Source organism: Leptospira montravelensis (genome assembly GCF_004770045.1).
Lineage (GTDB): Bacteria > Spirochaetota > Leptospiria > Leptospirales > Leptospiraceae > Leptospira_A > Leptospira_A montravelensis.
Genome location: NZ_RQFO01000009.1, coordinates 31,290 through 46,570, shown reverse-complemented (window position 1 = coordinate 46,570; position 15,281 = coordinate 31,290). Strand labels below are relative to the sequence as shown.

Sequence of the window (15,281 nt, the reverse complement as noted above, 5' to 3'; positions counted from 1 at the left end):
CCATTCACCTAGAGGACAAACTATAACAGGCTTTTGATTATGGTAAAGTGATAATTTTAGCAAAAAAGGAACATAAACTTCCGGGACATTTCCCGAAAGAGGTACAAAAAAAAGAAAACGTAGGCGAGCAATCGAATCCTTACTGGGAAATGGAAAGTTTTCTGGAAAAAAAATTACTGACTAAAATCTATCAACGATTACAAGAAATATTGACTCAATCCAAATCTATAGGTTTCATTTTTGCCAACCTTAATACATCTGCCAAAAATTTTCTATGACTTATGATTAACTCTTGTTTTGATTCCCTAGCTGGATTAAAAATTCCCCGTTTTCGAAAAACTTTCCAAGGATCAAGCTGGATGTCTGACCATGTTCCAATTTCTAAGGTTAGAGGAAGAAATCTTGAACTATTGAGACCTTTTGCCTTTTGATATTCATTGTACAAACGATCCCAAAGATCTCCATGAGTTGTGTACGTTTCACTTTGTGGACCAAACTTATAAAGAATATGATTAAATTTAGATGTTAGATGGTTTGCAATTTTTTGAAACAAAGATTCATCTACACATTGTTCATGCGTACTTGCATAAGGCCACCACACATGGTCTATCGCACCGAATCCAGAATGAATATCAACGACTGGAATCATGAAGTTTTCTGCAGGTAATAAATATTCGTTGTAGAAGCGGTCTAAAACTTTTGATTCTGCTTGCAAAACGTTTCCTCTGTAATAGGGAAAAAAATTCGAAATCTTATGACCTCCAAAAAAGAAAGGTGCCTTTACTGCCTCCACACCAGAATTTCTCATTAAATCAACTCCAACTGGATTTGATCTACGTTTCATTGCGACTCCACCTGGATTCAGAATGGGAATACAAACTATACCAAGTTCACCAGCTTTGATTTCCTCATATAGTTCAGAAGATTTGCGTGCAAATAAATCATCTAAAAAATCCAATAGAACTCTGATTCCAATGGTTTCGAGTCCGTGAACGCCAGCCACTAAACCAGCTACATTCCGTTGGATTGCTTTTTCTTTTCCAATTTCTAAGACATAAATGGGAAACCTAAAACCTTCTGCTGTTTTTGTGGAGAATCCGAACTGTTTGAACCGAACTAATTTACCACCTAACTTTACTATTTTGAGTATTCTGTTTTCGTATCGATTAAGACGTTTCATTCCTCTAAGCATTAATATTTAACCTAAGAACCCTTCGTTATATCACCAACAATCATGAATCTAAAATGATCCAGATCTGACAGAACTCATACTCTCAAAGTGAATCTATTTAGAGAAATTCTATTTAATAAATTTATATGACAATTTTATTACAAAAATAAATAAGAAGGAACCGACAAATCAGCTTAAAAATCAAATGGATGAAAATTCATAATCAAATTTCGTTTACGAAAGGGGAGAAACTTTATCAAAATGAATCAATGAGTACATCGAAGCCAAATACCATACAAAAAAAATACAAAGAGGAATTCATCACAGCCAACCATGTCAAAATTCATCTAGGAATATGGCCCGGACGTGGAAAGACGATCATTTGCCTACATGGACTATCTGGAAATCTTTATTCAATGAAACCTTTGGCAGAAAAATTAAACCGTAATGGATACAAAGTAATATCTTATGATTTACGTGGTAGAGGAAAATCTGATAAACCACAATCAGGATATGGTTTTAAAAATCATATCGATGACTTAAAAGGTATTATCGCACATTATAAAATCAAAAATCCAATTTTCTTTGCACATTCATTTGGCTGTATGATTGCGCTTCGTTTTGCAATTCTTTATCCTAAAGAGGTCAAAGCAATGATACTAATGGATGGCGGAGGACTCCTTTCTTTATCTAAAAGATTACAAGTCTTAAAAGTCCTGCAACAATCATTCGAAAGATTAGATATCAATTTTTCCAGTATTAACGAATACTTAAATTTAATCAAAAACTCACCTTTAATACCAAACTGGACAAAGGACATCGAAAATTATTTTCGATTTGAATTAGAAAAAACAAAGAATGGTTACATGTGTCATATGCCTGGATATGTGATGGAAGAAGAACTCAAAGAGATGGGCGGCTCTATGTTGAAACGTAACATTATCAAATACCTTTTACAAAGTCCCAAAAAGGTGATCACCAAAATGATCGAAAACAAAAAACTAAATTTCGAAAGTATAGACACGCAGGTGTTAATCCTTAGAGCCACTGAAATGAATTTATTTCCAAACGATGATTTATTACCTAAGATATCATTTGAATCCATGTTAAAAAGAATTCCATTTGCGAGAGGAGAAGAAATAAAAACAAACCATTATGGAATACTTTTTGACGAAAACAAGAAACGAGATAGAGCAATCAATCTTTTCCTGAAGCGGCTAAATAATTAAATTACAAAAATTAAAAAGAATGGCAAGTTTCCTATTTATAAATTAATAAAATTTCCTAAAAAAGAAATTTATCATATAAAAAAATCCTATATCGTTTCATTTATCTAAAACAATGGCTCTAAAAGAAAAATCAAGATGCTCCTGGTGCCTTAAGTTTGACCAATACATAAAGTATCATGATGAAGAATGGGGCGTACCAGTTCATAACGACCAAATACATTTTGAGTTTTTGATTTTAGAAGGGGCGCAGGCTGGCCTAAGTTGGTCCACTATTTTAAAAAAAAGAGAAGGTTATAAAAAGCTTTTTGCAAATTTTGATCCAGCGAAGGTTGCAAAATTCTCCGAAAAAAAAATAGAAACGATCTTACTAAATCCAGCGATTGTTCGGAATCGCTTAAAAGTTTACGCAGCGGTAAACAATGCAAAAAGGTTTTTAGAAATCCAAAAAGAATTTGGCTCCTTTGATTTTTATATTTGGAGTTTTGTTAGTCATAAAACAATAAACAACCGTAGGAAAAGTTTAAAAGAAATTCCTGCAACGACAAAAGAATCTGATGCATTAAGTAAGGATTTAATCAAACGTGGATTTAAGTTTGTAGGGAGTACAGTAATTTACGCACATATGCAAGCCTGTGGACTTGTCAATGACCATGTAGAAGATTGTTTTCGGTATAAAGAGGTTAGTTCTCTCCTCTAGTCACTACAAAAAAAAGAGTTGCGGAATATATTTCCAAACAACCCTTCCAATTTAACAAAAGTATTTAAAAAATTTTATACTTTTACATTATGTTTATTTCTTCTCAGCCACAACCACTGCCTTAATTAACTTCCATTCTCCCTCTTCAAAATAAAAGGTATACATTGAATGGAAATTCATCACCTTACTTTCCAAATGTACTTTTATAAACCCAAACTGATCTATAAAATCAACTGATTGAATATTAACTTCTCTTTCTACACCGCCAATTTTTCCATCCTTTAATGATTGGATATAATTCAATTTATTTGAACTAAATATAGTATTATTTCCCTTAATATAAACGCTATCAGCATAATCAGAATGAAACTTTGATTCAATTTCTGAAACATTTCTTTCATCTATATTTTTCATAATAAAAAGAAATTCTTTTTTTAAAGATTCCTCATTCTTTTCTTCAACTACTTGATTTGTGATCATAAATCCTCCTAAATCACTAAAAATCCAAATATCCCTTTAATCTCTTAAACAATTTATGTTGCTATAGCAACAAATAGTATAAAAAAATCAGTCTATTGATTCCTCATATATTTGATCAATAATCCTTTTAAAGGTTTTAAAATCTTGCGAAGAAAGTTTTTTAAACATTCGTTTGCGTTCCTCTGTAACAACAGCCACCATTAATTGATAAATTTCTGATCCTTTTTTAGTTGGATATACTTGATTTTTGCGACCATCATCAGGATTGGCCTGAATTTTAATCCAACCCTTTTCTTCCATATTTCTTAATGCTCTTGCCATTGAAGGTCGATCATCAAAATCCCTTCCCAAATCGGATTGACTACAACCAGGTTGTTTTATCAAACGAACCAAAACAAACCACTGCTCAGGATATAACTCGAGTCCATTGGCAGATGCTAACCTCATAAATTGACGTCGCAAAGCACGCACGGTTCGGTAAATCAAATAAGCATAGGAATTCTCTAAGTCAAAAGGATCAGACATTTTGTTGCTATGACAACAATATTTTATATTCAATACCCGTCAATGTAAAAACAATATTCGAACTCCTACTTTTAGGCAATCGATCTTGACACCAAGTCCTTATTATTTATAGTCTAAAGTTTTTGCACAAACAAAAAGGAGTATAAAATGTATAGAAAAAGTAAACTTTGTATCACGCATTTTGATTATAACCGGTTAAAACAAATGATATCGGATTATACCAAAAGAAACAAAATTGATTCAAACATAAAAGACCTACTCGGTGAAATAGAAAGAGCACAAAAAGTGGATTCACATGTAATTCCACCAAACTTTGTGACTATGAATTCAGTGATTGAATTAAAAAATTTAAACGAATTAGAGTTCCAAGAATTTAAATTGGTTTTCCCTGAAGAGGCGAACACTGAAGAAAATAAAATTTCTGTTTTAGCACCAATTGGAACCGCAATCCTTGGTTACAAAATTGGAGACGTGATTCAATGGAAAATTCCTAGTGGTGAAAATCAGTTTCAAATTACAAACATCAAATACCAACCAGAAGCTAACGGCGATTACCATCTGTAATCAAACTCTTTTACAGATATAACTTTTGAATTGGCGTTCCCAATCCAAATTTTTATGGTAGTCCCTTAAAATAAGGGCCGGGCTCCTCCGGGGTCCGCGTTCGCTCCCGTCTGCCTTTAGCAGACCAAGCCCTACGGATCCACTAACGCGAGTCATATTTACTTTTCCCGTTGGTAAAAAGAGTATAAAAACGAAGATGGCAATTTTAATGAGTATCCTAATTTTAAAAATTGATTTACTAACGACTGTTTCATCATCCCATTTTTTTCAAATCTATGGGAAGAGGTAATGGCATAGTATGGCAAAAGATTTGGCCAAGATATTTTACTAAAATTTAAACTAAGTTCTGTATCTTCAAATATATATTGTATTTTTAAATCTGATTTCCAAAGTCTTCGATCAAAAAAAATACAGTGATCAAGATAAACAATTCCCTTACATTTAAAACGAACCGCATTTGAATACCAGGATATAAATCGTAAAAATAAATGTTCTTTATCAAATTGGTGTAGGAATCCGCCCCAAATAATCTCACGGTCGCTTTTACAACTCAACTCAATTAATGTATAGATTGCTTCTGGAGGTAAAAATGAACGAGGATGATGGAAAAGTAACAATTCTCCTTTGGATTTGTGAAAGCCAATGTTTAATCGTTCCGCTCGAGAAACTCCTTCCATTTGACTGATGGGGATGATTTCTACTTTTGGATGATTCTCAAAGCCTTGGAGGGATTTTTGAAATAAAGTATTTTCTCCATTGTCTGTAGGAATTACTATGCTTAACATCTGTCTTTGTATTGATTCTATAATGGAAAAATCAATACAAACAGGAAAAGCGAAAAATCACTCTTTTACTAAATAGATTTGAATTGTAGAAGGAGTATCACCAGCAATTTCTTTTAAATTTCCGTTTGATTCGCGGTCAGAAATAAACGTCCGAATTCGATTTTCATCGATGGCTTCCTTACTTAAAATCTGTTTTACTTCATCAAATCGACGTTTTACAAGACGAACCTGGTAGGCCAAATCACCTGTAGTTTGAGATTTTCCCACCAACACAACGTTAAAAGCCTCTTCCGATTTTAAAATGTCTCTAGACAATGCGACGAGTTTTGCCTTGGATTCTTCTGTGATCTTATAATCATCTGGAACAAAGGAAACCATTTGTATCGGTGTCGCATTGCCTTCCGATTTCCAATAAGATAATTTAGAAATCGAATGATCAGAATTTGGTTCTTTTTTTATGGAATCCAAAACAACGGACTTCGGACAATACACTTTAATTTCGGTAGACGAGTTAAAAGATAACAGGAAACCCAAGGCTGTGATAACAATATCCCAAGGTTTAGCGTAAAATTTAGATTCTAAAACAAAAGAATCTGCCTGCTTGGTTAGAGAACCAGAATCCAAATGATGAGTGTAGATAGGTAATAAGAACAATACACGATATGTACGTTCTTCAGAGGTCATCTCACAGCCATTTGTTGGACGAATGGGCAGGTGTCGTTTTTTTTCTAAAGGGATCCCTAATGAATTACAAGATACAGCCAAAAAACCAATTAGAAGAAGAACAAAAACACTTTGTTTACAATTTTCTTTTTGAAATACCATAACGATTATATATTAATAATTATTTTGGACACAAGAAGGAAACTGTTTTCCAAACATCATTCTTTGCTAATTCCAAATTTTGGTAAAAAATATCCAATATGCCTTCCATCATTCGGATTCGGTTGGTTAGGTCCAGGAGATGGGAGAGTCCAAGAGTCCAAATACTCACCGTTTGTAGCAAGAAAATCAGCATTTAGATAGTAGGTTTGAAAATCGTTTTCTTTGTGATCAAATTTGATAAAGTCAATCGGAGAAAACTTCGCAGAAGTTAAGCCAGATTCTGTTTGGTATACGAAGTTGTTATTTGCATACATATCCAAAATTAAATTGTCTCTGTTCCCTTCTGGTAAATCTAAAACAATCAGACCATCTTCACTATAACGATCCATCGTATATTCATCATCTAAGTATTCGAATTCCAAACGATCCGTAAAGGGCGCAGTTAATAAACCCCAGAAAGGATTTGCATTAGGGTCTGCTAACTCTGCCGCTTTTGTTCCTGAATTTTTATGTATCCGTGGCGAATAAACAGCATGATCTTTTAAACTTAAATATCCAGTGGTTTCCGAGATAAAGTAATTAATGGAATTTACTTTTTCGATGCTATTATCAAAAGGATAGGCATTTAATATACTTCGTTTTCCATACTGCGGGTCTGATTTCCCGGATTCGGATTCATTCCACATGGTATACGATATATATTTATTATGAGAATTTGCCAACTTTGAATCATCTAACTCACATTTAATGGCACCAATTCGAAGTCCAATGCGATCGTACTTTCCATCTTTCCAGGCGAACGGATTTGCATTACTAGACCCACTCACTCCGTAAAATGTCTTTCCGGAATCAAAAGGATAACTGACTTTCATTCGTCCGCCGTTTTGGTTATCAATCCAATCTCCATCATAAACGAGAGCAGAGGCGTTAGAAATACGTTCTTTTCCAGGTGTTACAGATCCTTTTTCCCATACAAAAATGGAATAAACATTCAACCTGGCTTTTTTACATCCAACAGAATGATTTAATTTTCCATCATTCAGAAATCGAGCTGGGAGAGGATTACTCCCAATCACCTTAGAATTTTTTACTACGGATTGAGAGTTGGTCGAATCCACAATGCGAAATACTATATTCTTTTGGGATAAAAGATACAAACCAAGAAACAACTCATCCGTAAGATCATCTTTTTTTGTTGGGCTACAAGAGGCCGCAACAAAAGAGAATAAGGAAATTAATAAGGTGGTTTTTATTCGCATGATTTACTCCACACACTCATTTGAAATTGGACTTAACAATTTTTGATTGGTTCGAACGGTCAGGTTGTCATTAAAAATAAACTCTTGGTTATCGACATCGAAAAATTTTCCTCTTACTCTCCAAGGATCAGAAATCTCCATTATATACACTGCATTAGGTGAATATTCACAACGTGCAATATTCGAAGGCCCACCATAGTTTGGACAATAATAACTCGTCGAAGTTACAATCTTTCCATCTTGAACTGGAGCGTTTGTCCACTGTGTATCAAAAATTCCTTTTTTGATATTTGCATTGTATTTGTAAACTGCTGCCTTTCTGTTTAAAGTTCCTTTGTCAAATTGGATACGAATGTCCTTATTTGTATAGGTCATCGCAACATCAGGAACCGTACAATACACAGGAACAGAATCATATACAGATATCTGCTGAGGAATTAGGATACATAAAAATCCATAAGGAATCACAGCAGAAAGATTCAAACAAGTCCGGAAATCTGGATTCTCAATTCTTCGTTCTACCGTATTCCAACTACAAATCGAATTAGTTTGACGTTCATATCGATAAAGCTCAGGAATCCGCAGGTTGAGTCTCAAGTAAGCAGGTGGGTTCGAGTTTACATTTTCAAAATCCATCAATCTAGAAAAATTGATATTTAATTTTGCTTGATTCGGACAACTCACAAGATTCACGTTATTGATTTTTGGTAGTGAAGGAGTCAACTTGTCTGCAGTCGTAAAAAAACGAGAAGAGGCAGTGGCAACGGAAGCAATCCCATCTATATTTCGAATTCCAGAAGGAACAGTATATTCGTATTCTTTATCACTCAAAACTTGGTCTGCATTCAAATAATAAATCGCTTCCCCAATGACTGGATCATAGGAAGTTAAAATTACGAATTGGACTCCCCCATCGGAAAGATTTTCCAATCGAAGTGGATTGAATTCAAGTGAATTGCGATCCATTACATCGCTGAATTTAATTTTGATATTGATTCCACTGAAATAAAAGAGATCTCTTTCATGGTCTGGTGAAACGGATGTAACAAGTGGAGGAGTTACATCTGTAGTTCTGAATGGATGAATTTTTCCAGTGGTCATTGCATTTCCGAAACTATCCTGAATTCCAGGTAAAACTTCTAATTCGTATTCGGTTTTTTCAATGAGTGAGTTTGTAGGAATTTGAAGATTCACACGACGGGTTGCATCATCATAATCAACAGAGTTGATTGTTATTAATGAACCTGATTGCTTAACTCTTAAAACAAATTTGTTTTGAACGCTTGATGCGTTCAATGATTCACTAAAATCGATTCGAAAACTGGTAATGGTTGGATCGACCCTTTCTCCTTCAGGAAGAATTAAACGAATGTAAGGTGCCTCAGTATCTTGCGTGATTAAAAAATGTTGTTTTGATAACACTGCTAATAAATTTCCAGAAGTGTCTCTTGCTTCCGAGGATGACACCAAAAGATAGGCAGCGTCACTTCTTAATGGTTTAGAAGGATTAAATGTAAAACTTGCTGTTTTTTGGTCTGCACTGAGCGATGAGAAGATAATTTCTGGTTCACCAAGACCAACTAAAGCGAAACCCTTAATTGTGGCAGCATTCATTGGTTCACTAAAATGAATTTTAAACTCTGTGATATTTGGATTTACGTCTTGTCCCTCCGGTTCAATGGAAGTTACCATTGGTGAAATGATATCTACAGTATGGAACGATGTAACCAATCGGTACCCATTTTCTAAATTCCCAATTTCATCGGTAACTCCATTTACATACAAAGCGTAATTGGCATCTGAATCGAGTGTGAATTCGTTTTTATAAGTAACTATCTTTCTGTCTAAGGAAACCGATACAAATTTCAGCGGAGCATAGAGATTTTGATCTCTAGAGATAAAACCAGAATGGATCACCGTTAATTCGTTTACGGGCTCACTAAAGGTAACTGTAAAAAGATTTCCCGGTTGCAACGGAAGAACGTTTGTATTGGGAGTTCCTGAAACAATTTGAGGGGCCGTTGTATCATTGTTATTCGTTGGGTCGTAAGGAAAAGAATCTATGAAGTTAGGAGCTCCGTCTTGGTCAAAGTCATCGAGTGGGAAAGAAAGTCGGAGTGGATCCGTTCCCGGTGCATATTCAGCCTTCACAATATTAAGGAAGGGAAGAAATGTACGTGAAAATAAGGAATAAAAACGGTTTCTATTGCTGATTTGGTTTATATCATCCAAATAATTACGAAACTGAATTGCTGCCATACGAATGGCTGCTGAATCAGTGATGACCCTAGCCACTATCATTTCTATATTTACATGAAGAGCTGCATAAATCGAAAAATGGTTTAGTTCGGTGGTAAGTCTTCCAGCAATGGCATCAACACTGGTTTTCTGTTGTTCCCAATCTTTTGTTGATGGATTATAGTAGTAAATTTGAGTGAGTTCGTTTTGGATTTGAGACTGTACTGTTTTGGGATCATACTTTGTTGTCAGAGTGACTGGTTTCGCAAAGCTGGTGCCCTCTGGTTCTAAAACTAACTTTGAAGCCACAGGTGTCATTCCAGGAATATCCGTTCCCTTCATCTCTTCAACGCGCATAGTAATCACGACATCTTGAGATAAAGCGTCCTTTGGAATATTTAAGGAAAATGCTTGGTTTTCGATTGTACCACCATTTTTACCGATGGTCTTTGAGACCGAACCATTTCCTGCAAAGAAAACAGAAGCTAAAAGAAATTGATTTCTAAACTGTAAAGCTTCCTGCGCTTTATTTGATTGGAAAAGTTTAAAATTTCCCTCTCCATCCATAAACGCAGCACAGGATGATAATAAAAAAGATGAGAGGATTAGAGTAAAGCTAACGCATACCCTTTTAAAAAAATGTTCCATTTTCGACTCCAAAGTTTCAGCATATAATTTTCGTTACTGGTGCAATCTGGAATTGGCGAAAATAAAAATCAATGGGAAATTGATTAAGAGAATTAAATTTTTATAAAATACCGTTAAAAACGTTTTCCATTGAATTCAAAAACACTTTTAACGTTTTAAGAATTAAGAACAATGATCATTGAGTAATAACTCACAAACATCTTAGGGAAATCATCAGGCTCTATTGAAAAGTGTAACTATTGTTATAGTAGAAACAATTCATTTTCCAAAAACAAGAAAACCTAAGGAAATCCCTATCCCGCATCTTAAATAAATTTAACCCGATAGATTTTCTAATACCAAGGCAATGCCTTGGCCTCCACCTATACAAAGCGATGCCACACCATATCGAAAATTTTTTCTTCGCAGTTCATAGGCTAGTGTCAAAACCACACGGGTCCCACTCGCACCTAGCGGATGACCAATGGCAATCGCACCTCCATTGACATTAGTTTTTTCAGGGTTTAATTTCAATTCGCGAATCACAGCTAATGTTTGTGATGCGTATGCCTCATTGATTTCAAACAAATCAACATCGTCCATACGAATCCCCGCATTTTGTAAAGCTTTGGGGATCGCAAATATAGGACCTAGACCCATTAATTTGGGATCACATCCAACATTCGCATATCCCAAAATTTTTGCTAAGGGTTTGAAATTCTTACTTTTAGCCCAATCCTCCGAGGCTATCAAAAGAGAGGCAGCTCCATCATTTATCCCAGATGAATTTCCTGCGGTCACACTTCCGTCTTTCAAAAAAGCCGCGGGAAGTTGTTTCAATTGGTTGATACATGAAACACCTCGGATTTGTTCATCCTTTTGGACTAAACTGGAATTTTTACCTTTACTTAAGACGGGTATTATTTCTTCTGATAAAATTCCTGATTCAGTTGCTTTTTCTGCTCGAACTTGGGAAACACCAGCCCAATCATCTTGATCCAATCTAGAAATAAAAATTTCTTTTGCTATGTTCTCAGCCGTATTCCCCATTGTAAGTTCTACAAAAGTATCAGTTAAACTATGAGCTAAACGGTCCTCAAAAATTGTATCGCCATATTTATTTCCCCACCTAGCATTCTTTAGGACAAAGGGGGCATTACTCATGGATTCTGTTCCACCAACTAACAAAAGATCATTTTCACGAGAAAGTATTTTACGCGAACCTATGATGATACTTTCCATTCCAGATCCACAAAGGCGATTGACAGTGAGAGCGCTCGAAGTTTCACTCAATCCAGATTTAAGGCCGATATGCCTAGCTAAATAAGCAGAGTCCTTATTATCTTGGATCACATTCCCATAAATCGATTCCTCAATTTCGGAAGGATCTAATCCCGTTTTGCGGATTGTTTCTTTTGCGGTAATGACTCCTAGTTCGGAAGCACTATAATCTTTAAGTCCACCGCCAAATTTCCCGAACGGAGTTCGAACTCCATCCATTAATACAACCATCATCCTCTCCTTTTATAGTGTATATACACTGTATATTCATAAATTTTAATTAACTAAAAACTGAGCCAGTGTTCATTCATTTTCCAAACCGATTTGTATAGTTGGAAGATTACGCAATTCCGTTAAAATTTGAAGGGTTTGTTTGAATTCAGATTTTCCTAAGTCTTCCATGATTGAATTTTGGATTTCCTTCCAAAGTGCGATCGCTTTTGTTAGTTTCAGTTCCCCTTTTTTTGTGAGTGATATACTCCTCACATTTCCAATCTCTTTTTTTTCTATAGTGATTAGACTATCTCTACTTAAAATTTCCAAACTTCTTTGTAATGTGGTTCTATCAATATCGGTGAGACGCGCAAGATCTGAAATACTGGGATCTTTTTCATAAGCAATGCTTGCAAGGACTGTAAATTGAGTGATACGAAGTCCTGTAGGTTTTAACTGTAAATCGTAATAACTAGTGATGAGCCGACTTGTCCGACGGAGACTTAAATTCAAACAGGATATTCCAATTTGTTTTATATCCTCATGTGTGTATTTCATTTTAAATCGCCTTTACTAGCAAGCTGTGTATATACACCATTCTGTCAATCAAATTTTAAACCTGTTTTTTAGGAACTCAGCTAAAAAGAGATAAAAGTCATTAATCTACCAATTTACAAATTTCTTTTTCGAATGATCCATTCGGCAAAAACAAAATTGATAAACCAACCTGCTCCCATCATCAAATCCCTGGGAACTCCGGATGGATCTCCCCCTACAAAGATAAACCAAGGCAAATGTGTAAAAACTTGTGTTCCCGCTCCCATTCCAATCGCATAACCGCGAATCATCCAATGGCTATGTTTCGATATATTTCTTTTTAAAATAAAAATAAACCCTACCATTATACAAAGGAACATCCAGATTCCAACTGCCAAACGGATTCCAAATAGCCAATCTCCATCTGTTGAAACTTTAGGATAAACGAGTGTAAGCCATAAACCGGAGAGAGCTGATACAAGTCCCATAAATACTAAACATCGTCCAGAAATTCGATGCCAAACAATATGTTTTTTTCGAAAGCCTGGCGAAAATTGAAACGCACCTAAAATGCTAAAAAAAAGAACTGCAAGTATATGAACAAGAACAGGAATCGGATCATTAAAGAACCTTTGGTTTTCTACCGTATAACCATTCCCTGTCATCAATTGATGGAAACGAATGCCACCAGCAATGGTAGGTACCAAACTTAAAAAAAGAAGAGAGCCAATCATCCAATAGTCTTTTTTAGAATATGTTGCCATATGAATTTATGGTTTATTCCCTGAACAATCCACAGATCAAGCAACCAAAAAAGAATCCCAAGAAAAGTTTTCTGAAGAATTGCTTATGAAAAAATTTATTTCATTCATTTAACGATGGGATTTAAAAATCATCACCATCATACGAATATTAATCCAAATAAATCTAACCAATTGCCAAGGGAAAAATCTTCTAAAGAATTTGGTGTATGTATTAGGAAGTGCTACAAAATCACCTTGTTTGTAAGAAGACATTAATTCCTTTTGATCCAAAATATATAATTCTACCAGTTCTTCTTGTTTCATATTTTTCTCCGATAATTTTTATTCAGGAATCAGCCACCAGCCAGGTTTACACTTAGCTTTGTACATAAACATATAATGCAGAAGCATCTTGATCCAATGACCTGCAAGGCCAATCTCACCTGTCGTGTAAGTAAGTGACCTCCCCCATTTGGGATACTTTTTGAAATCGGGAACAATCGGATATACTGTCATGGAAACCGCAGTACCAGAAAAAATTCCATTACCTGCTGAGGCGATACAAGCTGCACCCATCTCCGCCATAGAAGCCTTATGTTTTAACTCTTTAGTTTTTGATTTGATTTGGTGAGTTATATTCTGTGCAACCACCTTTCCCATAATCGCAGAAGGCATCCCAGTTCTTGGTGGTGTTGGAGAGATTTGAATTCCGTCGCCATTTTTCATCACTTTCGAAATGGGATGTGGAGGTGCAAAAGCAATACCGATCCCAAATAAATTAGAATAAAACGGTGATTGGTAAGTACTGGGCCAGTCTGTCGAATCCCAATTTTCATAATTTTTAGATTCATAGTTTGCATCCACTTTCATCATCCCATTGGCAGCAAACAATGTTGAGGTGAATTCTTCTCCATTTTTCCTGAATGCCTTCAATCCTACCCCGCTAAAAGGGGGAATTAACATTGAAAAATCATATCTTACAAAACCATCTTCTCCTTCGAGTGTAGTATAAAATATTTTGTTTTTTTCTATTTTCGACACATGCGCCCTAGTTTTCCACTGGATACCTCGTTCGGCAAACAATGATTCGGCGAATATTTTATTACTAGTTACATATCCACCTTGTTCTAAATGCATTCCTCCCATCCCAAAATCACCCAACTCGTATTCATTTGAAATCCAAAGGATTTTGGCCTTATCACGAACTCCGGCCTTTCTTAGTTCATGGTCTACGTTAAATAGATATTCAAAAGCGGCACCTTGGCAAGTGCACATCCCATGACCTGTACCAAATACAAAATTAAGAAGTTCCCCTTTTTTCATTCTCTGAATGAGAATTTGTAATTTTTCATTCGCTTCTTCTGCATGTAAATAAGTACATACAGAAACAGTATTACCTTCTTCGGGACCAAGTCCAGGTGTAGCAGAAAAATTAAGTTTTGGGCCTGTGGCATTGATACAATAATCATAACCTATTCGGTTGATTTGACCTTTTGTTTCTGGTGCTGTCGATTCATATTCAACAAACGCCTGTTCGGATGTTTTATCACCCTCTGGATATAAATTCGTTACTTTTGCTTGGATGAATTGTATTTTTGATTTATGATAAATAGGTTTTAATGCAAAGGTTACATCTTTTGGAACCATAGCTCCTACACCTACCCAAATATTGGAAGGAATCCAATTCCAATGGGTATTTGGTGAAATCACAATAACCTCGTGTTTTTTTCCCAAGTACCTTTTTAATAGCGTAGCCGCTGTATGTCCCGAAATTCCCGCACCCATCACTACAATTCTCATTTCATAATACCTATACCCCTATATGTATATAGCCTAAAACAAAATCAAGAAAAACTTTATCCATAAAAACTTCTTATTAAATTTTTAATGAACGTAGTTTAGGCAATGGAAAGGATTAGAGTTTCATTATGTAATAGAAATTGAATTTCAATAAGATGGAATGATTCTAAAGATAAAAAAGAAAGATAGTAAAGTTTAAATTACAAAGTCTTTCTATGTGGCAAAAAAATGATTTTCATCATGCAGCCATTAGAAATATAACTCGGCTTCGAGTAGAAAAAAACTAATCACTTAAATTACGATCAAT

At 35.2% G+C, this 15,281-nt stretch carries 15 protein-coding genes; 3 read left to right on the top strand and 12 right to left on the bottom strand.

Annotated elements, in window-relative coordinates; translation table 11 throughout:
* Positions 1–214: 214 nt before the first annotated feature.
* Complete coding sequence (locus EHQ31_RS06750; RefSeq protein ID WP_135574977.1) at positions 215–1,192, bottom strand: M14 family zinc carboxypeptidase; 978 nt, start codon at positions 1,190–1,192, stop codon at positions 215–217.
* A 248-nt stretch (positions 1,193–1,440) separates the two neighbouring features.
* Between EHQ31_RS06750 and EHQ31_RS06745 the strand changes: the two genes are divergently transcribed.
* Complete coding sequence (locus tag EHQ31_RS06745) at positions 1,441–2,400, top strand: alpha/beta fold hydrolase (RefSeq protein WP_135574979.1); 960 nt, start codon at positions 1,441–1,443, stop codon at positions 2,398–2,400.
* A gap of 112 nt (positions 2,401–2,512) precedes the next feature.
* Positions 2,513–3,097, top strand: a complete 585-nt coding sequence (locus tag EHQ31_RS06740; RefSeq protein ID WP_135574981.1) for a DNA-3-methyladenine glycosylase I — start codon at positions 2,513–2,515, stop codon at positions 3,095–3,097.
* Positions 3,098–3,190: 93 nt separating this feature from the next.
* Here EHQ31_RS06740 and EHQ31_RS06735 read toward each other — a convergent pair whose 3' ends face one another.
* Together EHQ31_RS06735 and EHQ31_RS06730 are read right to left on the bottom strand one after the other, a co-directional pair.
* Positions 3,191–3,577: a nuclear transport factor 2 family protein gene (locus tag EHQ31_RS06735; protein ID WP_135574983.1), complete on the bottom strand. Its 387-nt coding sequence runs from the start codon at positions 3,575–3,577 to the stop codon at positions 3,191–3,193.
* Between the two features lie 87 nt (positions 3,578–3,664).
* The gene (locus EHQ31_RS06730) at positions 3,665–4,102 is read right to left on the bottom strand and encodes a MarR family winged helix-turn-helix transcriptional regulator (protein WP_135574985.1); all 438 of its coding nucleotides are present in this window, start codon (positions 4,100–4,102) and stop codon (positions 3,665–3,667) included.
* A 147-nt stretch (positions 4,103–4,249) separates the two neighbouring features.
* On the opposite strand from EHQ31_RS06730, the gene rnk reads away from it, so the two are divergent.
* On the top strand, positions 4,250–4,666 hold the full coding sequence (gene rnk, locus EHQ31_RS06725; RefSeq protein WP_135574987.1) for a nucleoside diphosphate kinase regulator: 417 nt from the start codon (positions 4,250–4,252) through the stop codon (positions 4,664–4,666).
* Positions 4,667–4,824: 158 nt separating this feature from the next.
* On the opposite strand, the gene EHQ31_RS06720 is transcribed toward rnk, so the two are convergent.
* From EHQ31_RS06720 to EHQ31_RS06680, 9 genes are all read right to left on the bottom strand, one after another.
* Positions 4,825–5,451 carry a glycosyltransferase family protein gene (locus EHQ31_RS06720; RefSeq protein WP_135574989.1) on the bottom strand — a complete coding sequence of 209 codons (627 nt, stop codon included), beginning with the start codon at positions 5,449–5,451 and terminating at the stop codon, positions 4,825–4,827.
* 57 nt (positions 5,452–5,508) lie between these two features.
* Positions 5,509–6,276 (bottom strand): OmpA family protein, encoded by a 768-nt coding sequence (locus tag EHQ31_RS06715; RefSeq protein WP_135574991.1) that lies wholly within the window; start codon positions 6,274–6,276, stop codon positions 5,509–5,511.
* 56 nt (positions 6,277–6,332) lie between these two features.
* Positions 6,333–7,535 carry a hypothetical protein gene (locus tag EHQ31_RS06710; RefSeq protein ID WP_135574993.1) on the bottom strand — a complete coding sequence of 401 codons (1,203 nt, stop codon included), beginning with the start codon at positions 7,533–7,535 and terminating at the stop codon, positions 6,333–6,335.
* Between the two features lie 3 nt (positions 7,536–7,538).
* Positions 7,539–10,421, bottom strand: a complete 2,883-nt coding sequence (locus EHQ31_RS06705) for an Ig-like domain-containing protein (protein ID WP_244247293.1) — start codon at positions 10,419–10,421, stop codon at positions 7,539–7,541.
* A 315-nt stretch (positions 10,422–10,736) separates the two neighbouring features.
* A complete protein-coding gene (locus tag EHQ31_RS06700) occupies positions 10,737–11,912 on the bottom strand; it encodes a thiolase family protein (protein ID WP_135575076.1) in 1,176 nt (391 codons plus the stop codon).
* Positions 11,913–11,984: 72 nt separating this feature from the next.
* Positions 11,985–12,452, bottom strand: a complete 468-nt coding sequence (locus EHQ31_RS06695; RefSeq protein ID WP_135574995.1) for a MarR family winged helix-turn-helix transcriptional regulator — start codon at positions 12,450–12,452, stop codon at positions 11,985–11,987.
* 113 nt (positions 12,453–12,565) lie between these two features.
* Entirely contained in the window at positions 12,566–13,195 is a 630-nt protein-coding gene (locus EHQ31_RS06690; protein ID WP_135574997.1) for a DUF2306 domain-containing protein, read from the bottom strand.
* Between the two features lie 108 nt (positions 13,196–13,303).
* Positions 13,304–13,498 (bottom strand): hypothetical protein, encoded by a 195-nt coding sequence (locus EHQ31_RS06685; protein ID WP_135574999.1) that lies wholly within the window; start codon positions 13,496–13,498, stop codon positions 13,304–13,306.
* An 18-nt stretch (positions 13,499–13,516) separates the two neighbouring features.
* Positions 13,517–14,974, bottom strand: a complete 1,458-nt coding sequence (locus EHQ31_RS06680) for an NAD(P)/FAD-dependent oxidoreductase (protein WP_135575001.1) — start codon at positions 14,972–14,974, stop codon at positions 13,517–13,519.
* Positions 14,975–15,281 lie beyond the last annotated feature (307 nt).